Source organism: Variovorax fucosicus, from assembly GCF_030316825.1.
Lineage (GTDB): Bacteria > Pseudomonadota > Gammaproteobacteria > Burkholderiales > Burkholderiaceae_C > Variovorax > Variovorax fucosicus.
Map to the genome: position 1 here is coordinate 824968 of NZ_JASZYU010000003.1, position 24240 is coordinate 849207.

Consider the following 24240-nt stretch of genomic DNA (forward strand, 5'->3'; position numbering starts at 1 on the left):
TCGGCTCAGGCCAGAAAGCGCAGCAGCAGCGCGTTGACCTCGTCGGCCCGCTCGTACTGCACCCAGTGCCCGGCGCCATCGATCACCGCGCCCGCACGCCCCGGGTGGCCCGAAGTCAGTTGCGGCACCAGCGACCGCGGCTCGGCCGTGACGTCGTACTCACCCCAGACCAGCAACTGCGGCGCCGCGATCACGTCGAGCGCGGCCTGAAGCCCGCCGGCGAGCGACACCTCCTTGCTGCGAAAGCGTGTGCCGTGGCAGCTGATGTCGTGAATCTCGAAAGCCAGCGGGTCGAAGCCCTTGTCGTGAAGCATCAGCGCGCCGAGGTTGTGCTGCAGCGCGGCGCGTTCTTCCGCCCGGGTTGCGGCGGCGCGCCAGTTGATCATCTCGACGGTCATGCGCCGCAGCGTGCCGTGGCCGCCGCTGCCCATCAGCGCAAGCCGCCGCACCGCGCCGCGCCCGACTGCGAACTTCGCGGCCACCAGGCCGCCGAACGAAAAACCGCCGAGGTCGATCGGCGTGCCGGCACCGATCAGCATGTCGAGCGTGCCGCCCAGCGCTTTCAGCAGCGGGCCGACCGCCGCGTCGCCCGCCCCGGGCCGCGGCGGCGTGCCGGAATCGCCGAAGCCCGGCATGTCGGGCAGCCACAGCGTGCGTTCTGCCGCCAGCGCTTCGACGTTGCGCAACCAGTGCATCCAACTGCCGTGGCCGCCGTGCAGCAGCACGATCGGCGGCAGCGCGGTGTCGGCCTTGCCGAAGCGGCGCCAGCGCACGCGCACGCCTTCGTGCACCGGGTCGTGAGGGGTGGCGAGCGCATCGATGCGCTCGATGGCGGCGCGTGCGCCGGCGTCGGAATCGGGCGGAAAGTTCATCGGGGCAGCATGCGTTGCAGTTCGGGTTCGCCGTCCATGAACTGGTGCTTCAGCGCGCCCAGCACATGCAGGGCGAACAGCACATACAGCACGTAGCCGGCCCATTCGTGGACGGCGCCGAAAACGGTGTGCAGGGTTTCCTTCATGACCGGCTCGATGCCCATGATCCAGCCGATGCGCGGCCAGGGCACCAGGCCGAACAGTTGCATCGGATGCGTGGCCGCGTCCTTCCAGGCCGAGTCGTGCATCCAGCCCGACAGCGGCAGCAGCACCATCAGCAGGTAGAGCGCGCCGTGCGCCGCATGCGCGGCCCAGCGTTCGAGCCGGCCGTAGCTGCCGGGCATCTCGGGCGGGCGGTGCGTGGCGCGCCAGAGAATGCGGACAATCACCAGGCCCAGCACCGTGATGCCGAGCGACTTGTGCGTGTCGACCACCGGCCGCACCCATTCGTCGGGAAACCGCTCGACCGTCAGGATCAGGGCGATGTTGAGGATCATCAGCGCTGCAATCAGCCAGTGCAGCAGGATGGCGGGGCGGGTGTAGCGGTCGGGAATCATGGGCATGCGGAATTTTTGCAGGGGAATCGAGTCTGTCAGCATTGTCCCGGGTCGGTTCGGGCCATCGAAACCAAAATCGCGCGGACTGCGTACCCCTTGATCGACCGGACATTCTCTTGAAAGATTCCCAACAGCGCGCCCTTTCCGCAGCCTTCACGGCCGCCTCGCCACGCCTCTCTCCACCGCCCACGCCTGCACGCAGCCTGCTGATCCACGGTGGCGTGCTGCTGCTGTGGCTCGGGCTCTTCAGCATGGCCTTCATGGTCGGCGGCGTCTGGAGCTGGTCGGTGGGCGTTGCCTACATCGCCTACGACACCGTGCTGCTGCTGTTCGTGGCCTGGGCCACGTTGCCGATCCTGCGACCGGCCCGCCGGCCCGCGGCCGAGCTGCGGCCGGCCACGCTCGGCGTGATCATCGCGTCGCACAACGAGGCCGCCGTGCTGCCCGTCACGCTGGCCGCCCTGCTCGGCCAGACCGATGTGCCCGACCAGATCGTGATTGCCGACGACGGCTCCAGCGACGGCACCGCTGCGTTGCTGACCACGCGCTACGGCTTCACGGAGCCCGCGCCCGGCGAACTCAGCGCCGCCAGCCCCTTGCATCCCGCGCTGTACTGGCTGCGCCTGCCGCACGCCGGCAAGGCCCGCGCGCTCAACGCCGCGATGCTGTGCGTCCGCACCGAGACCGTGCTCACGGTCGATGGCGACACGCTGCTCGACCCCCATGCCATCGCGGCGGTGCGCCGTGCCTTCTCGGCCGAGCCCGAACTGGTGGCGGCCACGGGTGTCATCACCCCGGTGTGCAGCCGCACGCTGAGCGGCCGCTGCCTGCAGTGGTTCCAGACCTATGAGTACATCCGCAACTTCCTCTCGCGCTACGCGTGGATGCGGCTGAACGGGCTGCTGCTGATCTCGGGCGCCTTCGCCGCATTCCGGCTCGACGCGGTGCGTGCCGTCGGCGGTTTCGACCCCGACTGCCTGGTGGAAGACTACGAGCTCATCCACCGCCTGCACCGCCACGCCGAGGCCCACCAGCTGCCATGGCGGGTGCGGGTGCTGGGCGACGCGCAGGCCCACACCGATGCGCCCAGCAGCGTGCCGGCCTTCCTGCGCCAGCGGCGCCGCTGGTTCGGTGGCTTTCTGCAGACGCAGTACTGGTACCGCGCGATGGTCGGCGACCGGCGCTATGGCTGGCTCGGCACCGCAATGTTGCCGGTCAAGGCGATCGACACGCTGCAGCCGCTCTACGGCCTGGCGGCGTTCGCACTGCTGCTGGTGTACCTGGTGCGCGGCCAGCTCGGCATCCTGGCGCCGGTGGCCGGCGTGATTGGCGCCAAGATCGCGCTCGACCTGCTGTTTCACCTGTGGTCGGTGCACCTCTACCGGCGCTGGATCGGCCAGGCCAGCGGGGCCAGCATGGTGCAAGCCTTTCTGGCGGCGCTGATCGAGCCCTTCACTTTCCAGATCCTGCGGCACACCGGCGCGGCGCTGGGCTGGTGGATGTTTCTCACCGGGCGCGGCACCTGGGGCCGGCAGTCGCGTGCCGGGCTGCTGGCGCGCGAGGGCGACTGATACCGGATCGCGTTCAGAGACGTTTCGGGGTAGGCCGCCCTGAGCCCACCCCGGAATCTCAGCTTTTGCGGCCATTGTGCGGATCGGGCCGCAGCACAATGGTGAGGAGCAGCGATGCGTTCTCGACGCAGCGCAAGGCATGCGGATCATTCCTTGCCAGGTGAATCAACTGGCCTGCGGTCAACTCGCACTCGCCTGCCGAATACGTCAACACGACACGGCCCTCCATGCATTGAAGGGTGATCTCCCCAGCCACCGCATGCGACGGCATGGTGTCGCCGGCCAGCATGACGATCCGCATCACCTCCAGATCCTCGGACTTGAAGAGTGCGTGCGTGCGCGTGCCGACGAGATCCGCGCCGAGCGGCATCACGTTCGCGATTTCGCCGGCTTGCACATGGGGAATGGCCATGGTGATCTCCTTCGGGGTGTTGTCGGCGCGGCTGCGCCCAGCGACGCAGGTTGACACAGAAAGTGCCATCGCTTCAACCGGGTTGCCGATGCACGAGGCTGCTGCCCCTGCCTGCGGCGGCTAGCGCGGGCTGGCCTTGTCGAGTCGGTGCCAGAAGCCGAGCGCGGTTTCGTTGAAGCGTTGCGCGCATTCGACTTGCGGCGCATGGCCGCAGCGATCCCAGATTTCGACCTGCACGTTCGGCAGCCTTCGACGCAGCACCTCGGCGTGGGCACTGGGCACGAAGCGGTCGTCCCGGCCCCACAGCACCAGCGTGGGCGCCTGGATGCCCGGCAGCGCGGCAGCGAGCTGCTCGACGGGTCCGGGGCGAAAACCCCGGAAGTCGACAAAGCCGCGAAGCGTCTTGAGGAAGGCCGCCTGGGCGCCCGGCTGGCGCGCCAGGGAAAGCTTGGTCGTGACCAGCGCTTCGGTGACGAACGAAGACGGCGCGGCGAATGCCTTGCGCCACAGCATCCGGGTTCCCAGCCGGCTGGGCCGGGTGAAGAGCTCGCCGACGATCGGCAGCGTTGCGAGGCGAAACTCGAAGAGCGTTCCGCGCCGCGCCATGCCGGCGGGATCCACCAGCACGAGCGACGCGACCTGCGCCGGGGCCATGGCGGCGCACTCCAGCGCGAGGCGTCCGCCCAGCGAGTTGCCGGCGAGATGGGCCCGGGCGATTCCCTTCACCTTCATGAAGTCCAGAACGAACTGGGCGAGACGGCGCAGGCTATAGGTGTGATCGGCGGGCTTGTCCGAAAGGCCGAAGCCCACCAGGTCCAGTGCAAACACGCGATGCTGGGTCGCGAGCGCCTCGATATTGCTTTCCCACTCGAGCACCGAACATCCGATGCCGTGCAGCAGGAGCACGGCGGAGCCCGAAGTTCCTGCCTCCCGATAGCGCGTCCTGATGGAATCGACTTCGGTAAATTGATCCTGGATCATTTCAGCAGGATGTCGGCCATGCGCTCGCCAATGATCACCGTGGGCGCCATCGTATTGCCGGTCGACACCGTGGGCATCACGGAGGCGTCGGCGATCGACAAGCCTTCGACGCCGCGCACGGAGAGCCTGCCGTCGACCACCGCCATGTCGTCGTGTCCCATCTTGCAGGTGCAGCTCTGGTGGAAGTAGGTGCCAGCGGCGTTGCGCAGGAAGCTGGTCATGTCCTGCCGGGGCAGCTGGCCGGGCATCACCTCGCGCTTGACGAACTCCTTCATGGCCGCCGAATTGCCGATCTCGCGGCACAGCTCGATGCCACGCAGCAGAGCCTTGACGTCGTCGGGATGGGTGAGGAACGCGCCGTCGATCTGCGCCATCGCCGCCGGGTTGGACGACGCCAGGGTGACACGGCCGCGGCTCTTCGGGCGAACCAGTCCGGGGGCGATCGACCAGCAACCTGCAGGCGCATTGAACTGCGGGCCCGTCACCTCGGAGGCATAGGGCACCTCGATCTGGAATGGCTGCAGATCCGGCCCGGGCAAGGACGCATCGCTCTTCCAGAAGAACGTGGCCTCGGCCGCGCTGTTGGCCGGCGGCAGTGCCTTGTTGTACTCCCAGACGCAGCCCGCAACGAGCACGTGATCCTGGAAGTTGCGGCCCACGCCCGGCAGCTTGGCCACGGTCTTGATGCCGTGCCGCTTGAGTTCGGCCTCGTCGCCGATGCCCGACAGCATCAGGATCTTCGGGGTATTGATCGCTCCCGCGCTCAGCACCACCCGGCGTGCCGCAGCAACCGTGTGCACCTGGCCGTTGCGAACGAAGGTCAGGCCCTTGACCCGGTTGCCTTCCATCTGCAGCGTCTGCACTTCTGCGCCGGTCAGCAAGGTGATGTTGCGGCGCTTGAGCGCCTGGTAGAGGTAGTCGGACGGAATATTGCGCCGGCGCCCATCGCGGATTCGCAGATTGGCGAGTGCCGCGCCACCCGCGCCTTCCATCATGGCCCCGTTCTGGTCGGCGAACTTCGGGATGCCGACCGAAGCCGCCGCATCGAGCATCGCAGGCGCGATCGGGTTGGGATTCTGCGGCGGCGTGACCCACAGGCGGCCGCCCTTGCCGCGACGCGCCGGATCCGGCGTGCCCTGCCAGTCCTCGATGCGCTTGTAGATGTCCAGCACGCGCGCGTAGCTCCAGCCGGGATCACCGGTCTCGGCTGCCCAGGCGTCGAAGTCGTTCTTGTGTCCGCGCGACCAGACCATGACGTTGACGGAGGAGCCACCGCCCACCACCTTGCCCATGGGAAGGATCAGCGCGCGGTTGTTCACTGCTGCGCCCGGCGCGGCGGAGTGGCCCCAGTCGCGCTCGCTGCGGATGTTGGTCGGCCACAGGCCGGGGTTGAGCACGGCCTCCACCCGATCGGTGCCGCCCGCCTCCAGCACGAGCACCCGCGCGTCGCTCTCGGCAGCAAGCCGGCCGGCCACAACCGCGCCGCCGCTGCCCGAGCCGACGACGATGTAGTCGTACTCGGGCTGCAGGTTGGCCGCGTTGTAGAGCTGCGTGATGGCCGCGTCGCTGCCATCCTGCGCCATGGACTGGGCCGCCCCCATGCCGGCACCGGCCGCCACGGCCAGGCGGAGAAAGTCGCGCCGCCCCAGCTTGCCGCGGTAGAGCGCGTCTTCCAGCGCGTTGAGGATGTCGCCCTGCAGTAGTTCGGGGTTGTCGTGCTGCTGATTCATGGTTGTCTCGCTGTCGGAAGAAGAACAGGCGCCATGCTGGGTCGTCGGCCTGTTCCGGACAATCGGCCCCGCGCAGCCGCTATCGGAATTGCGCAGGTCGACCGGCAGGGAAAACCCAATTGACGGGGCGTTCAGGTTGATGAAACTGCAAACCCCATCACCCCGCGCAGCGACTGCTTCCCCACCCATGAACACCTCGCCGGTTGCATCGCCGGTTTTCGCCGGCGTGGACTTCGAGCGAGGCCGCCTGTTCGAAACGCGGGATGCGGACGAAGCGCAGTTCCTCTGCGGACGCGTCTTCAGTCCGCACCGGCTTCGTCTGCTCGCCCCGGGCGGCGCGCTGCACGCACGAATGGACAACCTGCCGATGGGCGCGCTGTCGTTGAGTCGCCTGTCATGGCAGGCGCCGGTGGCGGTCGATCCGGGGACTCTCGAGAACTACTACCTGCTGTGCCTGCCGACACGAGGCGGGATCGACTACTGGCACGGCCGCCACGCTTACCAGGCCACACCGGGTCAGTTCTCCATCGTCGGCGGCGGGCAGCGCTTCCACTTCGCGGCCAGCGAGAACTACGAACAGATCGTGGTGCGGATCGAAAGAACGGCCGTGGATGCCGCGTGGGCCGCGCTGGCCGGAGCGCCGCCCCGCGATGCGATCTGCTTTCGCGGCGATGTGCCAACGGATGGCCCGACATGGTGCGCCATAGAGCCGGCGCTGCGGATGATGGCGGAGGCGGCGCGCGGCGATCCGGCGCTGGCCGCGCTGCCGCACCTGCACGCGCGGCTGGAAGACCTGCTGGTCACGAGCTTGCTGCTGCGTCAGCCCCACTCCCATCTGCAGATGCGCCCGCCGGGCGGCGCCGCGGTGTCGCCGACACTGAGGAAGGCCAAGGCCTACATGCTCGAGCGGCTCGAGGAGCCGCTGACGCTGACCACGCTGGCCCACGGCATCGATGTCCCGGCGCGCACCATTCAATCCGCCTTCCAGGCCGCCGAAGGAATGGGGCCCCTGCAATGGCTTCGGACCAGGAGGCTGCATGCCGCGCGCGAAGCACTGCTCTCGGCAGACGGGAAGGCTCCGCGCGTGGCCGATACCGCCTTTCGGTTCGGCTTTTGCCACCTGGGCGAGTTTGCGCAGCACTACCGCCGCACCTTCAACGAAACGCCACGCCAGACGCTGTTGCGGCGCGCCTGACGACGGGCTGCGAAAAGACTCAGGCCTGCGCCGCGCCGAAGCGGAAGCTCGAGACGACCAGTCCGCCCATGAACGCGTCTTCGTGATAGACGCGCACGCCGGCTTCGCTTTCGGCCGCCCCCACCGCCACCATCAGCGGAATCAGGTGCTCCTCGCGCGGGTGGGCGATGCGTGCCGAAGGCGCCGAAGACCAGTCGTTCAGGCGCGCTGCACGCTCGCCGGGAGCGCCCTGCACCACCGTCTGGTCGAGCCAGTCGTCGAAGGCCTTCGACACGTCGTGCGCCTGCGGGCCGAAATTGCGCAGGTTGTGATAGCTCAGGCCGCTGCCGACGATCAGCACGTCTTCGTCGCGCAGCGGCGCGAGCGCGCGGCCCAGCGCCAGATGCTCGGCCGGGTCGAGCCCGCGCTTCAGCGACAACTGCACCATCGGCACGTCGGCTTGCGGGTAGATCGCGGCCATCGGCGAGAAAGCGCCGTGGTCGAAGCCGCGCTCCTCATCGAGTGCCGCCGGCAAGCCGGCGGCCGCGATGAGTTGCTGCACGCGGCGCGCCAGCTCGGGTGAGCCCGGTGCGTCGTAGTGCACCTGGTAGGTGTGCGCCGGGAAGCCGCCGTAGTCGTAGATCATCGGCGGCTTCGGGCTGGCCTGCAGCGTGAAAGCCGGTGCCTCCCAGTGCGCCGACACCATGAGGATGGCGCGCGGCGTGCGGCCGATCTGGCGCGGCATGTCCGCCAGTGCGGCTTCGAGCTGGCTGTAGGCCGAGCCCATCTCCTTTTTCATCCAGGGCCAGGGGCCGCCGCCGTGCGAGATGAAGTAGGTGGGCAGGCGCGGGGTGTGGTTGTCGCTCATGGTGAGAAAAACTCCTTTCCACGAATGTAGGGGTTTCCCATGTGGAATTCGAGAGCGCTACATTCAATGGTTCATTTCTCCAGAGGAAACCATCCATGGATCGCATGACCAGCCTGCGTGTGTTCCGCGAGGTCGTCGAATCGGGCAGCTTCACGGCCGCGGCGGATCGGCTCGCGATCTCGACACCGATGGTAAGCAAGCATGTCGCGCAACTCGAGAAATCACTTGGTGCGCGCCTTTTGAACCGCTCCAGCCGGCATCTGAGCCTGACCGAGGCCGGCACCGCCTGGTACGCGCAGAGCACGCAGGCACTCGATCTGCTCGACGCGGCCGAAGTCGCCATTGGCCGGCGCAACGACACGCCGCGCGGCCGGCTCAAGGTGAGTGCGCCGGTGTGGTGCGCCACGCCGCGCTTCGCGCGCGTGCTGGCCGACTACCGCGCGCGCTGCCCCGAAGTGCTGGTCGACATCCACCTCGAAAACCGCAAGATCGATCTGGCCGCCGATGGCTACGACCTGGCGCTGCGTGCCACGCAGGAACCCTCGCCGGCGCTCATTGCGAGGCCGCTGTGCCGGGTGCAGTTTCATTTGGTCGCGGCCGCCGCCTATGCCGGGCGCATGGGCATGCCCGCGACGCCGGCCGATCTGGCAAGGCTGGGCGCGATCGTGCCGAGCTACGTGAAGCTCGAAGGGCTTTCGCTGAAAGGCGCGGGCGGTCGCCACGCGCCGCTGCGCTTTCAGCCAGTGATGTTCTCGGACGACACCACGCTCACACTGCACGCGGTGCGCGCCGGCATGGGAATGGCCTTTCTGCCCGAATGGCTGGTCGACAACGACCTGGCACAGGGCGGCCTGATCAGGCTGGTGCCCGACTACGCGGCGCCGCCGGTGACGCTGTTCGCGGTGTACACCAGCCGGCAGTACATGGCGCCCAAGCTGCGCAGCTTCATCGACTTTCTGGCCGAGCGGCTGGTCGTGGACGACAAGGCCGCGCAACGGCGCGCCAAACACTCGGCGGCCTGAACCGACAGCGCCTAGTCTGGCTTTGACTCCGGCGCAGTGCCGCCCTGGCGGGATCCCGGTGCGCGACCATTCGCTCTCGGCATCAGCGCCTTGATGCGCTGACGCAGCAGCGCAGGCGGTACTGTCAACTGCATGGCTTGCATGCAGCGCTCCAGCCGTCCTTCGCGTGCCAGCAGTTTTTCCGCGGCCATTGCGAGGTCGGTGTCGATGCTTTCGCCATACGCCTGCATCGCTTTTTCGCGCGCCTGTTTCAGCAGCCGGGCACCGGGATGGATCATCGCCAGGTCGATCAGGTCACGGCTGAACACGCTGTCGTCGGCCCACCGGTCGGAATTGGCAAGCAACTTGCTCGCGGCCATGTCGAGCGGCGTCAGCGTGGCGACACCGCATTGCCTATCTTCGGGACCGGGCCGGGCCAGTTCGATCCGCGCCTCGCGCACGATCTCGAACTTGATGCCCACACCGTCGATACCGATCACGGTTCGAATGCCGTACTGATCCGCGCGCACCTCGCGCAGTGGATTGAGCGTTGCGCCCGCGCGCACGATGGATGCCAGCCCTGTCGGGCCGGTGAGCAATTGCCGGAGCGCGCGATAGCCCGCCATGTCAGACACCAGAAAGTCGATGTCAACGGACTCGCGGTATTCGCCATAGCGCAGCGCGATGGCCGTGCCCCCGCCGAACAGACAGTAGTGAGCCTGCAGCAGCGGCGCGTTGAGGGCCGTCAGCACTTCGGCGACACGACGATGGTGCGGGCGCTCAAACAAGAAGATGCCCCTTGCCCAGCGTACGCACAAGGGTGTCGATCAACGCGCGTTCGCGAGCCTCGACCTTGCCCTGCTCGACATGACGCCAGTTGCGCTCGTAGAGACTCAGCGCTTCCTCCGGCGTGAGATCGGTCGCACCCGGCACATGCCAGGCGAGTTGCTTGAGTTGCGGATAGTCGGCCAGGCGGATGCGCTGCGGCGCGACGGCTTCGCCACCGGCCGACGTCGCCGGATCGGGCGCCGAACCCGCAGGCTGCGGTACATCGACGAACTGGATCTGTACGCCCAGCGCCGCCATCGCATTGGCGTAGGCCCCCATCGTGACCGAGGCCCCACCCTGCTCGATGCGGTGCAGGGTCACGCGAGACATGCCCGCGGCTTCAGCGGCCGTCGTGGCGCTGACGCGCAACGCCTTGCGCCGCTCGCGAATGCGAGCGCCGAGCGCGCCGAGGGTGGCCGCCGCGGCTGAATCGAGTTTCGGAGCTTGTGCAGGCATATGCATCTCATTTTAGACCATTTCATTATTTTGATCAAAATGAGATACATAATTATAAAAACAACGCCGCGCTGACCGACCGGTTACTGCGAATGGTCCAGAATTCCGCTTCGCGCACCAGGCGCTGGAGACACCCTGCCTTGTTCCGCCTTTTCGAGAAACTGCTCCCTCCCTACCCCGCCACCGAGCCCGCGCTGCCGCCCTCCGGCTTCTTTGCCTTCATCTGGTCTTGCACCGACGGCGTGCGCGGCAAGATCGCTGCGATGGCGCTGCTCACCGCCGCCATGTCGGCCTTCGAGGCGCTGCTGTTCGCCATGCTCGGGCGCATCGTCGACTGGCTCGGCGGCCAGGTGCCGGCCCGGCTCTGGGAGGAACGCGGCACCACGCTGATGTGGCTGGGCACGGCGCTGGTGGCCAGCATCGGCGTGGTCGCGCTGCAGACCATCGTCAAGCACCAGACGCTGGCGGTGAACCTGCCGATGCGGCTGCGCTGGAACTTCCACCGCCTGATGCTCGGCCAGAGCATGGCCTTCTACCAGGACGAGTTTGCCGGCCGCATCACGGCCAAGGTGATGCAGACCGCGCTGGCCGTGCGCGAAGTGGTCTTCGTGCTGGCTGACGTGCTGGTGGCGATGGGCGTGTATGTCGCGACCATGATCGTGCTGGCCGCCGTGCTCGACCGGCAACTGATGCTGCCCTTCCTCGTCTGGCTGCTGCTTTACCTCGTTCAGTTGTGGTTCTTCGTGCCGCGGCTCGGCAGGATCGGCAAGGCGCAAGCCGATGCCCGCGCACTGATGACCGGCCGCGTGACCGACGCCTACACCAACATCGCGACCGTCAAGCTGTTCTCGCACACACACCGCGAGGCCGGCTTCGCGCGCTCGGCCATGAAGGAGTTCATGCACACGGGCTACGGCCAGATGCGGCTGGTGAGCGCGTTCGAGATCAGCAACCACGTGCTGAGCATGGGCCTCACCGCGGGCATGGCGGGCACGGCCCTGTGGCTCTGGTCGCACGGCGCCGTCGGCATCGGCGCGGTGGCGGCATCGACCGCGATGGCGCTGCGCCTGCAGGGCATGTCGCACTGGATCATGTGGGAGATGACGAGCCTGTTCGAGAACATCGGCACGGTGCAGGACGGCATGAAGACGCTGTCGCGTCCGCGTGCCGTGCTCGACGCGGCCGATGCGACGACGCTCACGGTGCCGCGCGGCGAGGTGCGTTTCGAGCAGGCGAGCTTCCGTTATGGCGATGCGGGCCGGCGCGTGATCGACAACATGACCCTGACCGTGGCGCCCGGCGAAAAGATCGGCCTGGTCGGCCGATCCGGCGCGGGCAAGTCGACGCTGGTGAACCTGCTGCTGCGCTTTCACGACCTGGAGAGCGGCCGCATCCTGATCGACGGGCAGGACATCGCGCATGTCACGCAGGACTCGCTGCGTGCCCACATCGGCATGGTCACGCAGGACACCTCGCTGATGCACCGCTCGGTCGCCGACAACATTGCCTACGGCCGGCCCGATGCGGGCGCGGACGCGATCCGCGCCGCGGCCGAGCGCGCCGAAGCGCACGATTTCATCCAGACCCTGGGCGACGCGAATGGCCGGCGCGGCTACGACGCGCATGTGGGCGAGCGCGGCGTCAAGCTCTCGGGCGGGCAGCGGCAGCGCGTCGCGATCGCGCGCGTGATGCTCAAGGACGCGCCGATCCTGCTGCTCGACGAAGCCACCAGCGCGCTCGACTCGGAAGTCGAAGCCGCGATCCAGGCCAGCCTGTACCGCCTGATGCAAGGCAAGACGGTGATCGCCATCGCGCACCGGCTCTCGACCATCGCGGCGATGGACAGGCTGATCGTGCTCGACGAGGGCCGCGTGGTCGAAGAAGGCGACCACAAGACGCTGCTGGCGCAAGGCGGCCTCTATGCACGGCTGTGGGCGCACCAGAGCGGTGGTTTCCTGGGCGACGGCTCGGACGACGAAGCGGCCTGATTCCTACAGCAGCCGCTCCCCCCTTCCGACAGGCCGGGCGGATGCAGCCGGCAACACTGTGCTGGTCTTCAACAAAGAGGAGTCTTCGCCGTGAATTCCATCATCTATATCGTCGGTCTGGTCGTGGTCGTGGTTGCAGTGCTGTCTTTCTTCGGAATGCGCTGAGCCTGAATGCACCGATCCCGGCCACGCCGGGTCGAATCCCCTCGGGGCCGCTGCTGCGGCCCCGTTTCGTTGGCACGGGCGCGGGCATAATTTCAGCGCTCTGATGCCCGAGGGAAGCCATTGAACACCGCCCTGCGCGAAACTGACCTGTTGTCGAACGCGGTGATCACCGAAGCAGTGCAACTCATCGAGCAGACCGGATCGCTCGATGATGCGGCCGCCATGCGCGAGGCGGTCGTCCAGCAGCACGAACCCGCGGCCCGCATCGCGCAGCGCGCCAGCGCGCTTGGCCGGCGCATCGGACTGCAAGCCGAACTGGCACGCGCACGGCATTGGGCGCCGTGGATCGCGCTCGCGCTGGTGCTGCTGATCGTGTTCGCAGGCCTCGCGCTGGCGGGCAATGTGGTCGGCGGCAGCGAGCGGCGCATCAACATCATGGTGGCACTGGTCAGCCTGCTCGGCGTGCACGCGCTCACGCTGCTGCTCTGGCTGGTCGGCCTGGTCGTGCCGCTCAATTCCTTCAATGCGTCTTTCGGATGGCTCTGGCTGGCGCTGACTGCGCGCGTGGCCGGCGGCAAACAGGGCCAGGCACCGGTGTTGCTCCGCGCCGCAACGCAACTGCTGGCGCGGGCCCGACTGCTGCCGTGGGCTTTCGGCTTTGTGAGCCACGGCATCTGGGCGCTGTCGTTCACCGTGGTGCTCGGCGCCCTGCTGTTTGCGCTGGCCTTCCGCAGCTACACGCTCGGCTGGGAAACCACGATTCTGGATCCCGGCGTCTTCGTCGAAGGCGTACGGCTGCTGGGCTGGGCGCCGGGCTGGCTCGGGTTTCCGGTGCCGGACGCCGCGACCGTGCTGTCGCCCGTGACGAAAGCAGCCGACCAACGCGCCTGGGCCCTGTGGCTCACCGGGTGCATCGTGGCCTACGGCCTGCTGCCGCGCGTGTTCTTCGCGCTGGTCAGTGCGCTGGTGTGGCAGCGGCGCAAGCCGGCGCTGCAGCCGGATCTTGCGGCGCCCTACTACCGCAAGCTGCTCGCCCGCTTCGAGGCAATGGCGCCGGCCACGATCGTCGATGGCGATCCGGGCCCCGAGCATCTGCACGCACCTGCTGGCCTGGCCGCCGGCGAAACCAGCGATGTGCTGGTGGTGGTCGGATTCGAACTGCCGCCGGAGTCGGCATGGCCGCCGTCTGGCCTGCCCGCGGCCGCCGCGCCGGTGCTGCGCATCGATGGCAGCGCCGCTCAGCGGCACGAACTGCTCGACACGGTGGCCAGGCTGCGCCCGCGCGCGCTGCTGATGGCCTGCCATGCAGCATCGAGCCCGGATCGCGGCACCGGCCGCCTGCTGCGCGAACTGCTCGCCCACTGCGGTGAATGCCGGCTCTGGCTGGTGGCAGGCGACGCTGCGGCCGGCCAGCGCTGGCGGCGTTGGCTGGTCGACGCAGGGCTGAAGCGCGTCACGGCCCATGACGATCTCGCCTCGGCGCTGCAGGGGTGGGCATGAACGCGCCCGCCATCCGCATCGCCGTGGTCGGCCACACCAATGCCGGCAAGACTTCGCTGCTGCGCACGCTGACGCGGCGCGTGCATTTCGGCGAGGTGTCCGAGCGCCCCGGCACCACCCGCCACGTGGAGCGCATCGAACTCAAGGTGCAGGGCCGCGCCGCCGTGACCTTCCTCGACACGCCTGGCCTCGAAGACGCGGTCAGCCTGCGCGAGCACCTCGAGGCCTTCGCGGTCGCCGCGCAGACGCCGCCCGAGCGCATTCGCGCATTCCTGCAAGGCCCTGAAGCGCATGGCGCGTTCGAGCAGGAAGCCAAGGTTCTGCGTGCGCTGCTGGAGGTCGACGCCGCGTTCCTGGTCATCGATGCGCGCGAGCCGGTGCTGCCCAAGTTCCGCGCCGAGATCGAACTGCTGAACTCCTGTGCACGCCCGGTGCTCCCTGTGCTGAACTTCGTGCGCGAGGGCTCCAGCCGCGAGCCCGCCTGGCGCGAGTTGCTCTCGGCCTACGGGCTGCACGCGGTGGTGCGTTTCGACGCGGCGGCGCCCTTCGTCGGCGCCGAGCGCGAGCTGTACCAGGACTTGGGCGCACTGCTGCGCGACCGGCGCGAGCAATTGCGCGGCGTGGTGGAAGCGCTGGAAGCCGAGGCCGTGCAGCGCCGCGCCGCCGCCGCCGCCCGGCTGGCCGAACTCGCAGTCGATACCTCGGCCCTGCGCCGCGGCGTGCCATCGGAAACCTTCAATGATCCCGTGCGCCGCCAGGCGCCAATTGCCGAGTTGCAGAAAGCCGTGTCGACCAAGGCCCACCGCTGCGCCGACGACCTGCTGGCGCTCTACGGCTTTCGCGAAGGCGACGCCGACGAGGCGCCGCTGCCGCTACTCGAAGGCCGATGGAGCATGGACTTCTTCAGTCCCGAGGCAATGAAGGATGCAGGCGTGCGGCTCGGCAAGGGTGCGGCCGTCGGCGCCGCAGTCGGCGTCGTGGCCGATCTCGCGCTGGCCGGCCTCTCGCTCGGCGCGGCCACGGCGTTGGGCGCATCGATCGGCGGCGCCGTGTCGCAAGGCTGGGGCCCGGTGGGCCGCAAGCTCGCCAACCGGCTGCGCGACGTGCAGGAACTCACGGTCGAAGACCGCGTGCTCCATGGGCTGCTCGCATGGCAGCTGCAGCTGGTGCGCGCGCTCGAACAGCGCGGCCATGCGGCGATGCAGCGCATCGCGGCCGGCGAACCGCAGGACGGCGCGTCCAGCCAGCGGCAGATCGCCGACATCCTGCGCGCGGCCCGACCGGCGCGCGGGCACCCCGATTGGGAAGCCGGCCTGCGCACCCGCTGGATCGCATCGCCGCAGCGCCAGGCGGTGGTCGACCAAGTCGCGCAAGCGATGCGCGAGGCCATCGACGCGGCCGTGCGCCCTGCGGCATGATCACCGGCATGGAAGACCTCGTTCCCCATCCGCTCGTCATCCTCAAGGCCGGCGACACCTTCGATGCCCTGCGCGACGCCAATGGCGATTTCGAACACTGGGTCGCCCGCGGCCTGGGCGACACGCGCCTGCCGGTGGTGGTGCTCGACCCACGCCGCGGCGACACCCTGCCCGCGCCCGGCGCGCTTTCGGGCGTGGTGCTGACCGGCTCGCATTCGATGGTGTCGCACCGCGAAGACTGGAGCGAGGCCACCGCCGCCTGGCTGGCCGGCATCGTCGCCAGCGGCACGCCGGTGCTCGGCATCTGCTACGGCCACCAGCTGCTCGCACATGCTCTGGGCGGCGAGGCAGACGACCACCCGGTTGGCCTGGAGATCGGCACCGTGACGGTGCACCTCACCGACGCAGCGGCCGACGACGCGCTGTTCCACGACCTGCCACACGAATTTTCCGCGCACGTGGTGCACCGCCAGAGCGCGCTGCGCCTGCCCGATGGCGCAGTGCGCCTGGCCGGCAATGCGTTCGAGCCGAACCAGGCCTTTCGCGTCGGCGAACGCGCGTGGGGCGTGCAGTTCCACCCCGAGTTCGACGCGGCCGCGATGTGCGGGTACATCGATGCAGTGGCCGACGATCTGCGTGCCGAAGGCAAGGACCCGGTCGCGCTGCGCGACGGCGTCGAGGCAACGCCCACCGCGGCGCAGTTGCTGGGCCGCTTCGCACATCTGGCCGAAGAACACGACGCCGCAGGGCGCTGAGTCGCCGGTCTGGTCTGACACGCCCGCCGCGGCCCATGCGTTAAGGTGCATTCCCACTCCCCGGAACTGCGCCATGCCCCTGCCCAACGCCGCCACGCCTCCGCGCAAGCATTTCTCGATGATTCGCGGCTTCCACCTGGCCGATGCGTTCACGCTCGGCAATGCGGCCTGCGGCGTCGGCTGCGTGTTTCTTGCCATGGCCTACGTGGCGAAGAACGATCTCTCGGTGTATCTCTGGGCTGCGGCGCTGGCGCCGGCGGCCTTCATCTTCGACGTGTTCGACGGCCGCATCGCGCGCTGGCGGCAAACGCATTCCGCGCTCGGGCGCGAACTCGATTCGCTAGCCGACGTGATCTCGTTCGGCGTGGCGCCGGCCGCGCTGGCCTTTGCGGCCGGTGCCGATGGCGGCTGGGACGCATTGCTGCTGATCTATTTCGTCTGCTGCGGCGTGAGCCGGCTGGCGCGCTACAACGTCACGGCCGAAGCGCTCTCCGAAGGCGCCGACAAGGTCAAGTACTTCGAAGGGACGCCCATTCCCACGAGCGTGGTGCTGGTCGGCGTGCTGGCCTTCGCCGCCTGGAAAGGCGCCATCGGCAGCACGCTGTGGGGCGGCGCCTGGACACTCGGCCCCTGGGTACTGCACCCGATCACGCTGCTGTTCGGGCTGTCGGGCACGCTGATGATCAGCAAGACCCTGCGGATCCCGAAGTTCTGAATCCCGGCCCGCATGCACATGCCAGCCCCAGCCTCCCTCGTCACACCCGCCCACTTCACACCCGGCGGGCTCGACCTGCTGGTGCAGCTGGCTGCCGCGCAGCCGATTGCGCCGGACTGCGACCACTTCTACTTTCTGCGCCACGGCCAGACCGGCTGCAACGCGCGCCGCATCTTCCAGTCGGCCGATGAGCCGCTGAGCGAGCTGGGCCTGGCCCAGGCGGCGCAGGCCACCACCCTGCTGGCAGGCGAGACGATCCGAACCATCGTCTGCAGCGACATGAGCCGTGCCCATGTCACCGCGCAAACCGTGGCCGCGCCGCACGGGCTCATTCCCATGGCCGATGCCGCGCTGCGCGAGCGGCACTTCGGCGCGCTGATCGGCACTTCGTCGGCCGCCATCGACTGGGCCTGCGAGCCCGAGGGCGGCGAGACGCTGGCGCAGTTCGTCGACCGCAAGCGCCCTGCGCTTGCGGCCGCATTGGCCCGGCCCGCGCCGGTGCTGGTGGTGGCGCACGGCGGCACGCTGTTCGTGCTGGCCGCCCTGCTCGGCGTGCCGATCGACATGGGCGTGCTGGGCAATGCGCAGCCCTTGCGTTTCGAGCGCCGCAGCGCTCTGTGGACGGTCATTCCCCTGCAGCCCAAAGGCGACGCGGCCGCCGGCATCGCCTGACCCGCCATCATGGAATTCAAGGACTACTACAAGACCCTCGAGCTCGAGCGCGGCGCCTCGGAGGACGATGTGCGCAAGGCCTACCGCAAGCTGGCCCGCAAGTACCACCCCGACGTCAGCAAGGAAGCCGATGCCGAGGCGAAGATGCGCGACATCAACGAAGCCAACGACGTGCTGCGCGACAAGGAAAAGCGCGCCGCCTACGACGCGCTGGCCGATCGCGTGGCGCGCGGCGGCTCGCCCGAAGGCGACTTTCAGCCGCCGCCGGGCTGGGACGCCGGCTACGAATTCCACCGCGGGCCCGGCGCCGGGCCGGCCGACCATGCCGAGTTCAGCGATTTCTTCTCTTCGCTGTTCGGCGCGGCCGAGCGGCGCGGCGCCGCGCGCCGGCATATGCGCGCACGCGGCGAAGACCACCATGCAGCGATCGAGATCGCGCTCGAAGATGCACTCAACGGTGCCGAGCGCGAGATCACGCTGCGCGCCCAGACCGTCGACGCGCAAGGCATGCCGCAGTGGGAAACGCGCACACTCAGCGTCAAGATTCCGCCCGGCGTGCATCCGGGCCAGTACATCCGCCTCGCGGGCCAGGGCATGCCGGGACACGGCGGCGAGCCGGCCGGCGACCTCTACCTCGAGGTGCGCATTGCGCCCCACCCGCTCTACCGCATCGAGGAACGCAACCTCTACATGGCGCTGGCGGTGACCCCGAGCGAGGCTGCACTCGGCGCGCAGGTGAAGGTGCCGACGCCCACCGGCGGCGTGGTCGAGGTCACCGTGCCTGCGAACGCGCGCAACGGCTTGCAGCTGCGCCTCAAGGGGCGCGGCCTCGCCGGCAAGACGCCGGGCGACCTGCACCTGCTGCTCGAGATCGCGCTGCCACCGGCCGACAGCGACGCCGTGCGCAAGGCCTACCAGACCCTGGCAGAGGCCGCTTCATCGTTCAACCCGCGCCGCCACCTGGGAGTTTGATCATGGCGACTGTTTCCGTGACGACCGGCACCGTGGTGAGCGCCTCCCAGCCGCTGGCGCTGCGCGAGCTGGCCCATGCCTGCGGCGCCGACACCGCCTGGGTGATCGAGCTGGTCGAGGTCGGCATCGTGCAGGTCAGCGTGCCCGATGCCGCCCCCGAGCGCTGGCAATTCGAAAGCGACGCGCTGCAGCGGGCGCTCGATGCGCGCCGGCTGGAGCGCGACTTCGGCGTCGGGCTCGACGCGGCCGCGCTGATCCTCGACCTGCAGCACGAAGTGCGGCGACTCAAGTCGATGCTGCGCGCGCACGGATTGCAACGCGGCGTCTAGGCCTCCACCGGCTGCAGCACGCGATAGAAGTACGTGGTGTCGCACAGCCCGCCCTGCGGCCACAGCGCATAGCCGGGGATCACGCCGCAGCGCTGCCAGCCGAGCCGCTCGTAGAGCCGTTCTGCGTCGCCGCCCGCGGTGTCGAGCACCAGCAGCGACTTGCCGCATTCGAGGGCCAGCGCCTCGGCCGCCTGCATCAAGCCGGCGCCCAGGCCGTGTCGGCGGGCCCGGCGGTGCACCAACATCTTCACGAGGTCGGCGCGGTGCGGCTGGTTTTCGGGTTGGTCGAGCAGCAATTGCACGGTGCCGACGATGCCAAGGCCGTCCTCGGCCACCAGCAGCGCACGGCCACCGCGCGCGACGCCCTCTGCGATGCCACGCCAGAAGCCCAGTGCCCTGGACGGGGTCAGCGGCTGCATGAAGCTCACCGAGGCGCCACCTTCCACGCAGTCGACCAACAGATCGGCCAGTTGCTGCAATTGCGCGTCGGTCACGTTCGTCAGGCGGCGGATGCGGTGGGTCTGGTTCGACATGTCATCTCCGGGAAGCAGGCAGGGTGGCGATCACGACGGCGTAGCGCGCGACCTTGCGGGTGGGGTTGTGGTAGCTCATGGGGCGATCCAGCAGCATCGCAAGGCAATCGCCGGCACCGAGCCGGTGGCGCTCGTCGCCGAGCGCGACTTCGATGGCACCTTCGAGCACCCAGACCTGCTGATGGATCTGCGGCTCGCGTGCGCCGGTTTCATAGGCCACGCGCGCCCCGGGTGGAAACGACACCTCGACGATCTGGATCGGCGAAGCCACGCCGGCCGGCGAGACGTTGCGGCGCACGTAGCCCGAATGGGGATCGCGCCACGCGGGCTGGTCCGCCAGCCGCGCCACGGGTTCCGCGGCGGGTTCGGGCGCGTCGAACAGCGAGGCCAGCGGCACGCTGAGCCCGGTGGCCAGCCGTTCGAGCAGCACGGCAGTGGGGCTGCTCTCGCCCCGTTCGATCAGCGAGATCATCGAACGGCTGACGCCGCAGTGCGCCGCCAGCGCATCGAGCGAGAGGCCGCGCGCAGCGCGCAGGTCGCGTACGCGCTGCGCGATGCGGTCGTTCAGGTTGGGTGGTTGCTCTTCTTTCATGGTGGATGAAATGTCCATCATGTTGGAATAGACGTCAACTGCCTTGTAAACCGCAGGCTGCATCGCGCGTAGGCGCCGGCCGGCATACACGGCGGCCGCGTGCGTGCAGACTGTTACTTTTGAACTTGCGAGGTTTCCATGGCCGTGGTCTGTGACACCTGCAAAACCCATAACCGCGACAACGCGATGTTCTGCCGGGGGTGCGCGGGCAAGTTGCCCGGCTTCGCAGCCACCGGCCCGTCGGCGCTGGCTGCGCTGCGCGCCGAGCCATCTGCACCTGCATCCGCGCGGCCCACGGCGCCGCAGCGCCCGGCCAGGCAGGCGCTGCGCCCGATCGAAGCGCCCGTCTTCTGGATTCGCCTCGGCCTGGCGATCGTCATGATGGCGGTCGGCTTTGTCGGCTGGTACATGTATGTCACCCGCAAGGCGCCGCCGCCACCCGGGCCGGTGGTCGCTGCGACCACTGTGTCCGCATCCGCGCCCAGAGGCTTGCCGCTGACGCTGCTGACGCCGGTCGAGCCGGTGGAATTCATAGATCCCCCGCAGCCGGTGCAGCCGGCGGCAAGGCTGCTGCCGGCGCCCACCCCGCTGCCCGCGCCTTCGCCCTACACCGAGCCCCGGCGCCCGGTGCGCACGGCGGCAGTTGCCCACACGGCGGTGGCCGATCCGCGCAGCGGCTGCGGCCACCTCAACTTCATCGCTGCGGCGCGCTGCGAGGCGGCGCAGTGCGACCGGCCCGGCTACAGCCAGCACCCGCGCTGCGACGCGGTGCGCGCCGACCGGCGGCGCGACGAGGCCCGCCGCAATCCGCTGATGGCCTACTGAAGGCTCACGCGGCGGCCAGTTCCCGGCGCAGCACCTTGGCGGCCGCCACCATGTTGGCCAGCGCCGCCTCGGTTTCCGGCCAGCCGCGCGTCTTGAGGCCGCAGTCGGGGTTGACCCAGAGGTTGGCCGGCGGCACCACGGCCGCGGCCTTGCGCATCAGACGCACCATCGCATCGGTGTCGGGCACGCGCGGCGAGTGGATGTCGTAGACGCCCGGCCCGATCTCGTTCGGATAGCGGAAGTCGCCAAAGCCGCGCAGCAGTTCCATGTCGGAGCGGCTGGTTTCGATGGTGATCACATCGGCGTCCATGGCGGCGATCTCCGGCAGGATGTCGTTGAACTCCGAATAGCACATGTGGGTGTGGATCTGCGTGCGGTCCGCCACCCCCGAGGCACTGATGCGGAAGGCGCGCGTGGCGCTGGCCAGGTAGGCCTTCCATCCGGCGCGGCGCAGCGGCAGCCCCTCGCGGATCGCCGGCTCGTCGATCTGGATGATGCCGATGCCTGCGGCTTCGAGGTCGACCACTTCGTCGCGAATGGCCCATGCGATCTGTTCGGTGGTCAGGCTGCGCGGCTGGTCATCGCGCACGAAAGACCATTGCAGGATCGTCACCGGCCCGGTCAGCATGCCCTTCATCGGCAGCGGCGTGAGGCTCTGCGCATACGCCGTCCATGCCACGGTCATCGGTGCCGGGCGTGCCACGTCGCCGTACAGGATCGGCGGCTTGACGCAGCGCGAGCCGTACGACTGCACCCAGCCGTTGGCACTGAAGGCGAAGCCGTCGAGCTGCTCGCCGAAGTACTCGACCATGTCGTTGCGCTCGGCCTCACCGTGCACCAGCACATCGAGGCCCAGCGCCTCCTGCTTGCGCACCGCGAGTTCGATCTCGGCACGCATCCGGTCGCGGTAGCCGTCGGCATCGAGTTCGCCGCGCTTGAAGGCCGCGCGGGCGCCACGGATCGCCGCGGTTTGCGGAAACGAGCCGATGGTCGTGGTCGGCAACGGTGGCAGGGCAAAGCGCAGGCGTTGCAGGGCCTGGCGCTCGACGAAAGGCGCGTTGCGGCGATCGTCGCTTTCGACCCGGCGCGCCAGGCGCAGCGCCACATCGGCGCGGTGCACGCGCGGGCTGGCACGGCGACTGGCGATGGCCGCGCGCGCGGCCGCGAGTTCGCCCTGCACACTGGCCTCGTCGCCATCGAACACGGCGCGCAGCACGCGCAGTTCATGAAGCTTTTCCACCGCGAAGGCCAGCCACGACTTGAGTTCCGCATCGAGCCGGGCCTCGGCCGCCAGGCTGAACGGCACGTGCAGCAGCGAGCACGAGGGCGCCAGCCACAGTTCGCCCTTGTGCTTGGCCGCGACCGTTGCCAGGCGCGCCAACGCCGCGTCGGGGTCGGTACGCCAGATGTTGCGGCCGTCGACGATACCGACCGACAGCACCTTGTGCGCCGACAACCAGTCGCAGATGCCGGTGAGTTCTTCGGGTGCGCGCACTGCGTCCACGTGCAGGCCGGCCACGGGCAACTGGCAGGCCAGGCGCAGGTTGTCGGCCAATGGCGAGAAGTACGTTGCCAGCAGCAGCTTGGGCGCGCTGCGTGCAAGCTGCCAGTAGGTGCGCTCGAACGCATGGCGCCAGGCGTCCGGCAGATCGAGCCCGAGGATCGGTTCGTCCATCTGCACCCATTCCACGCCCTGCTGCTTGAGTCGCCGGAGCACCTGCTCGTACACGGGCACCAGCTGGTCGAGCAGCGAGAAGCGGTCGAAGCCGCCCTCCTTCTCCTTGCCGAGCCACAGAAAGCTCAACGGGCCGAGCAGCACTGCCTTGACCCGGTGCCCGGCCTGCTGCGCCTGCGCCACCTCGTCGAACAGGCGCACCGAAGCGAGCCCGAAGCGCGTGGCCGAGGTGAACTCGGGCACCAGGTAGTGGTAGTTGGTGTCGAACCACTTGGTCATCTCGAGCGCGAAACTGCCGTGGTCGCCGTGCGTGCACCCGGCATGGTCGTGCCCGGCCTCGGCAGCCACGCCGCGCGCCATGGTGAAGTAGCGCGACAACTCGGGCTCGTCGCCGGCAAAGTCGAAGCGCGGCGGCTCGCAGCCCAGCAGCTGGATGTGGTTGGCGACCTGGTCGTAGAACGCAAAGTCGCCGACCGTCACGAAATCGAGGCCGGCATCGCGCTGCGCCTGCCAGTGCTGCGCGCGCAGGTCGGCGCCAACCGCTTCGAGCGCCGAGCGATCGAGTTCGCCGCGCCAGTGTTGTTCGAGGGCGAACTTGAGTTCGCGGTGCGCGCCCATGCGCGGAAAGCCGAGGGTATGGATTGCTGTCATGCAGCGATGGTCGGCGTTTCGGCCCTATGATTCAAACGAAACCTTTTGCCGATCAACTTGAATCCTGTTCATGTCTCAATCCGTTCTCGAACTGCGGCACCTGCGCACGCTCACCGCGCTGCGCGACACCGGCAGCCTGGTGCGGGCGGCCCAGTTGCTCAACCTCACGCAGTCGGCGCTGTCGCACCAGCTCAAGCTGCTGGAAGACCGCTACGGCCTGCCGCTGTTCGAGCGCAAGTCGGTGCCGCCGCAGTTCAGCGCGGCGGGGCAACGGCTGCTGCAGCTCGCCGATGGCGCACTGCCGCTGATCGAAGAAGCCGAGCGCGACGTGGCGCGCCTGGCGCAGGGTGGCGCCGGCAAGCTGCGCATCGTGGTCGAGTGCCACACCTGCTTCGACTGGCTGATGCCGGCGATGGACGCGTTCCGGCAGCGCTGGCCCGAGATCGAGCTCGACATCGTCTCGGGCTTCCACCCCGATCCGATCGCGCTGCTGCTGCAGGATCGCGCCGAGGTCGCAATCGTGTCGGAGCAGGATGCCGACGAAGCGGTCGACTACCACGCGCTGTTCCGCTTCGAGATCATGGCGCTGCTGGCCAATGACCACCCGCTCACCGCGAAGGCCTACCTCACGGCTCGCCACTTCGCCGACCAGACCCTCATCACCTACCCGGTGCCCGACGAAATGCTCGACATCGTGCGCCAGGTGCTGGCGCCCGCGGGCATCGCGCCGGCGCAGCGCCGCACCACCGAACTCACGGTGGCCATGCTGCAACTCGTGGCCAGTGGCCGCGGCATCGCGACACTGCCGCTGTGGGCCGTGCAGAACTATCTGGAGCGTGGCTACATCACGGCGCGGCCGGTCGGCCGCAAGGGCCTGACCGGCGAGCTGCACATGGCCTGCACCGCCGCAACGTCGGCGCAGCCCTGGCTGGCCGACTTCGTGCGCATCACGCGCGAGAGCAGCTTCAAGAGCCTGCCCGGGCTGGAGCTTCTGTAGCAG

Annotated in this window: 24 protein-coding genes; 13 read left to right on the top strand and 11 right to left on the bottom strand. The window is 68.8% G+C overall.

All coding sequences use genetic code 11. The features are described from left to right. Window positions 1-5 precede the first annotated feature (5 nt). Both QTI05_RS21320 and QTI05_RS21325 read right to left on the bottom strand, forming a co-directional pair. Window positions 6-872, bottom strand: a complete 867-nt coding sequence (locus QTI05_RS21320; protein ID WP_286620770.1) for an alpha/beta fold hydrolase — start codon at window positions 870-872, stop codon at window positions 6-8. Beyond that, entirely contained in the window at window positions 869-1435 is a 567-nt protein-coding gene (locus QTI05_RS21325) for a cytochrome b (RefSeq protein WP_286545016.1), read from the bottom strand. Before QTI05_RS21325 ends, QTI05_RS21320 begins: the two co-directional genes overlap by 4 nt. A 110-nt stretch (window positions 1436-1545) precedes the next feature. Between QTI05_RS21325 and QTI05_RS21330 the strand changes: the two genes are divergently transcribed. Then, window positions 1546-3000: a glycosyltransferase family 2 protein gene (locus tag QTI05_RS21330; protein WP_286620771.1), complete on the top strand. Its 1455-nt coding sequence runs from the start codon at window positions 1546-1548 to the stop codon at window positions 2998-3000. A 58-nt stretch (window positions 3001-3058) separates the two neighbouring features. On the opposite strand, the gene QTI05_RS21335 is transcribed toward QTI05_RS21330, so the two are convergent. The 3 genes from QTI05_RS21335 to QTI05_RS21345 form a co-directional block, all read right to left on the bottom strand. Continuing rightward, window positions 3059-3412, bottom strand: a complete 354-nt coding sequence (locus QTI05_RS21335) for a cupin domain-containing protein (RefSeq protein WP_286620773.1) — start codon at window positions 3410-3412, stop codon at window positions 3059-3061. A 120-nt stretch (window positions 3413-3532) separates the two neighbouring features. Beyond that, entirely contained in the window at window positions 3533-4393 is an 861-nt protein-coding gene (locus QTI05_RS21340; protein ID WP_286620774.1) for an alpha/beta fold hydrolase, read from the bottom strand. Next, window positions 4390-6123, bottom strand: a complete 1734-nt coding sequence (locus QTI05_RS21345; RefSeq protein WP_286620776.1) for a GMC family oxidoreductase — start codon at window positions 6121-6123, stop codon at window positions 4390-4392. Before QTI05_RS21345 ends, QTI05_RS21340 begins: the two co-directional genes overlap by 4 nt. Before the next feature lie 187 nt (window positions 6124-6310). Here QTI05_RS21345 and QTI05_RS21350 point away from each other — a divergent pair, with 187 nt between their 5' ends. Next, complete coding sequence (locus QTI05_RS21350; RefSeq protein ID WP_286620778.1) at window positions 6311-7318, top strand: AraC family transcriptional regulator; 1008 nt, start codon at window positions 6311-6313, stop codon at window positions 7316-7318. Window positions 7319-7337: 19 nt separating this feature from the next. Here QTI05_RS21350 and QTI05_RS21355 read toward each other — a convergent pair whose 3' ends face one another. Further along, entirely contained in the window at window positions 7338-8165 is an 828-nt protein-coding gene (locus tag QTI05_RS21355) for a DODA-type extradiol aromatic ring-opening family dioxygenase (protein WP_286620780.1), read from the bottom strand. Window positions 8166-8260: 95 nt separating this feature from the next. On the opposite strand from QTI05_RS21355, the gene QTI05_RS21360 reads away from it, so the two are divergent. Then, window positions 8261-9187, top strand: a complete 927-nt coding sequence (locus QTI05_RS21360; RefSeq protein ID WP_286620781.1) for a LysR family transcriptional regulator — start codon at window positions 8261-8263, stop codon at window positions 9185-9187. Window positions 9188-9198: 11 nt separating this feature from the next. Here QTI05_RS21360 and QTI05_RS21365 read toward each other — a convergent pair whose 3' ends face one another. After that, entirely contained in the window at window positions 9199-9954 is a 756-nt protein-coding gene (locus tag QTI05_RS21365) for a nucleotidyl transferase AbiEii/AbiGii toxin family protein (RefSeq protein WP_286657847.1), read from the bottom strand. Further along, on the bottom strand, window positions 9947-10450 hold the full coding sequence (locus QTI05_RS21370) for a helix-turn-helix domain-containing protein (protein WP_286620783.1): 504 nt from the start codon (window positions 10448-10450) through the stop codon (window positions 9947-9949). The genes QTI05_RS21365 and QTI05_RS21370 overlap by 8 nt, the downstream gene beginning before the upstream one ends. A gap of 140 nt (window positions 10451-10590) precedes the next feature. Between QTI05_RS21370 and QTI05_RS21375 the strand changes: the two genes are divergently transcribed. The 8 genes from QTI05_RS21375 (at window position 10591) to QTI05_RS21410 (ending at window position 18964) form a co-directional block, all read left to right on the top strand. Beyond that, window positions 10591-12438, top strand: coding sequence for an ABC transporter ATP-binding protein (locus QTI05_RS21375; protein ID WP_286620785.1), 1848 nt, complete (start codon window positions 10591-10593; stop codon window positions 12436-12438). A 285-nt stretch (window positions 12439-12723) separates the two neighbouring features. Beyond that, the gene (locus tag QTI05_RS21380; RefSeq protein WP_286620786.1) at window positions 12724-14103 is read left to right on the top strand and encodes a DUF2868 domain-containing protein; all 1380 of its coding nucleotides are present in this window, start codon (window positions 12724-12726) and stop codon (window positions 14101-14103) included. Next, a complete protein-coding gene (locus QTI05_RS21385) occupies window positions 14100-15521 on the top strand; it encodes a GTPase/DUF3482 domain-containing protein (protein WP_286620787.1) in 1422 nt (473 codons plus the stop codon). Before QTI05_RS21380 ends, QTI05_RS21385 begins: the two co-directional genes overlap by 4 nt. Before the next feature lie 8 nt (window positions 15522-15529). After that, entirely contained in the window at window positions 15530-16276 is a 747-nt protein-coding gene (locus QTI05_RS21390; protein WP_286620789.1) for a glutamine amidotransferase, read from the top strand. 73 nt (window positions 16277-16349) lie between these two features. Continuing rightward, the gene (locus QTI05_RS21395) at window positions 16350-16991 is read left to right on the top strand and encodes a CDP-alcohol phosphatidyltransferase family protein (protein ID WP_286545042.1); all 642 of its coding nucleotides are present in this window, start codon (window positions 16350-16352) and stop codon (window positions 16989-16991) included. 12 nt (window positions 16992-17003) lie between these two features. Beyond that, entirely contained in the window at window positions 17004-17663 is a 660-nt protein-coding gene (locus QTI05_RS21400) for a histidine phosphatase family protein (protein WP_286657848.1), read from the top strand. 9 nt (window positions 17664-17672) lie between these two features. Continuing rightward, the gene (locus QTI05_RS21405) at window positions 17673-18635 is read left to right on the top strand and encodes a DnaJ C-terminal domain-containing protein (protein ID WP_286620792.1); all 963 of its coding nucleotides are present in this window, start codon (window positions 17673-17675) and stop codon (window positions 18633-18635) included. A 2-nt stretch (window positions 18636-18637) separates the two neighbouring features. Continuing rightward, window positions 18638-18964, top strand: a complete 327-nt coding sequence (locus tag QTI05_RS21410) for a chaperone modulator CbpM (RefSeq protein ID WP_286545047.1) — start codon at window positions 18638-18640, stop codon at window positions 18962-18964. Here the strand turns inward: QTI05_RS21410 and QTI05_RS21415 are convergent. Both QTI05_RS21415 and QTI05_RS21420 read right to left on the bottom strand, forming a co-directional pair. Further along, window positions 18961-19497, bottom strand: coding sequence for a GNAT family N-acetyltransferase (locus QTI05_RS21415; RefSeq protein ID WP_286620794.1), 537 nt, complete (start codon window positions 19495-19497; stop codon window positions 18961-18963). The genes QTI05_RS21410 and QTI05_RS21415 overlap by 4 nt on opposite strands. A 1-nt stretch (window position 19498) precedes the next feature. After that, window positions 19499-20110, bottom strand: coding sequence for a helix-turn-helix domain-containing protein (locus QTI05_RS21420; protein WP_286621130.1), 612 nt, complete (start codon window positions 20108-20110; stop codon window positions 19499-19501). A gap of 117 nt (window positions 20111-20227) precedes the next feature. Between QTI05_RS21420 and QTI05_RS21425 the strand changes: the two genes are divergently transcribed. Next, a complete protein-coding gene (locus tag QTI05_RS21425) occupies window positions 20228-20914 on the top strand; it encodes a hypothetical protein (protein ID WP_286620795.1) in 687 nt (228 codons plus the stop codon). 4 nt (window positions 20915-20918) lie between these two features. On the opposite strand, the gene metE is transcribed toward QTI05_RS21425, so the two are convergent. Next, a complete protein-coding gene (gene metE / locus QTI05_RS21430; RefSeq protein ID WP_286620797.1) occupies window positions 20919-23240 on the bottom strand; it encodes a 5-methyltetrahydropteroyltriglutamate--homocysteine S-methyltransferase in 2322 nt (773 codons plus the stop codon). Window positions 23241-23310: 70 nt separating this feature from the next. Here metE and QTI05_RS21435 point away from each other — a divergent pair, with 70 nt between their 5' ends. After that, window positions 23311-24237, top strand: a complete 927-nt coding sequence (locus QTI05_RS21435) for a LysR family transcriptional regulator (RefSeq protein WP_286545053.1) — start codon at window positions 23311-23313, stop codon at window positions 24235-24237. The last annotated feature ends 3 nt before the right edge of the window (window positions 24238-24240 follow it).

Excerpts from the sequence above, each read along its gene's own strand:
- QTI05_RS21320 (WP_286620770.1), bottom strand. The coding sequence starts at position 872 with ATGAACTTTCCGCCCGATTCCGACGCCGGCGCACGCGCCGCCATCGAG.
- QTI05_RS21325 (WP_286545016.1), bottom strand. The coding sequence starts at position 1,435 with ATGCCCATGATTCCCGACCGCTACACCCGCCCCGCCATCCTGCTGCAC.
- QTI05_RS21335 (WP_286620773.1), bottom strand. The coding sequence starts at position 3,412 with ATGGCCATTCCCCATGTGCAAGCCGGCGAAATCGCGAACGTGATGCCG.
- QTI05_RS21340 (WP_286620774.1), bottom strand. The coding sequence starts at position 4,393 with ATGATCCAGGATCAATTTACCGAAGTCGATTCCATCAGGACGCGCTAT.
- QTI05_RS21345 (WP_286620776.1), bottom strand. The coding sequence starts at position 6,123 with ATGAATCAGCAGCACGACAACCCCGAACTACTGCAGGGCGACATCCTC.
- QTI05_RS21350 (WP_286620778.1), top strand. The coding sequence starts at position 6,311 with ATGAACACCTCGCCGGTTGCATCGCCGGTTTTCGCCGGCGTGGACTTC.
- QTI05_RS21355 (WP_286620780.1), bottom strand. The coding sequence starts at position 8,165 with ATGAGCGACAACCACACCCCGCGCCTGCCCACCTACTTCATCTCGCAC.
- QTI05_RS21360 (WP_286620781.1), top strand. The coding sequence starts at position 8,261 with ATGGATCGCATGACCAGCCTGCGTGTGTTCCGCGAGGTCGTCGAATCG.
- QTI05_RS21370 (WP_286620783.1), bottom strand. The coding sequence starts at position 10,450 with ATGCCTGCACAAGCTCCGAAACTCGATTCAGCCGCGGCGGCCACCCTC.
- QTI05_RS21385 (WP_286620787.1), top strand. The coding sequence starts at position 14,100 with ATGAACGCGCCCGCCATCCGCATCGCCGTGGTCGGCCACACCAATGCC.
- QTI05_RS21390 (WP_286620789.1), top strand. The coding sequence starts at position 15,530 with ATGGAAGACCTCGTTCCCCATCCGCTCGTCATCCTCAAGGCCGGCGAC.
- QTI05_RS21395 (WP_286545042.1), top strand. The coding sequence starts at position 16,350 with ATGCCCCTGCCCAACGCCGCCACGCCTCCGCGCAAGCATTTCTCGATG.
- QTI05_RS21400 (WP_286657848.1), top strand. The coding sequence starts at position 17,004 with ATGCACATGCCAGCCCCAGCCTCCCTCGTCACACCCGCCCACTTCACA.
- QTI05_RS21405 (WP_286620792.1), top strand. The coding sequence starts at position 17,673 with ATGGAATTCAAGGACTACTACAAGACCCTCGAGCTCGAGCGCGGCGCC.
- QTI05_RS21410 (WP_286545047.1), top strand. The coding sequence starts at position 18,638 with ATGGCGACTGTTTCCGTGACGACCGGCACCGTGGTGAGCGCCTCCCAG.
- QTI05_RS21415 (WP_286620794.1), bottom strand. The coding sequence starts at position 19,497 with ATGTCGAACCAGACCCACCGCATCCGCCGCCTGACGAACGTGACCGAC.
- QTI05_RS21420 (WP_286621130.1), bottom strand. The coding sequence starts at position 20,110 with ATGATGGACATTTCATCCACCATGAAAGAAGAGCAACCACCCAACCTG.
- QTI05_RS21425 (WP_286620795.1), top strand. The coding sequence starts at position 20,228 with ATGGCCGTGGTCTGTGACACCTGCAAAACCCATAACCGCGACAACGCG.
- metE (WP_286620797.1), bottom strand. The coding sequence starts at position 23,240 with ATGACAGCAATCCATACCCTCGGCTTTCCGCGCATGGGCGCGCACCGC.
- QTI05_RS21435 (WP_286545053.1), top strand. The coding sequence starts at position 23,311 with ATGTCTCAATCCGTTCTCGAACTGCGGCACCTGCGCACGCTCACCGCG.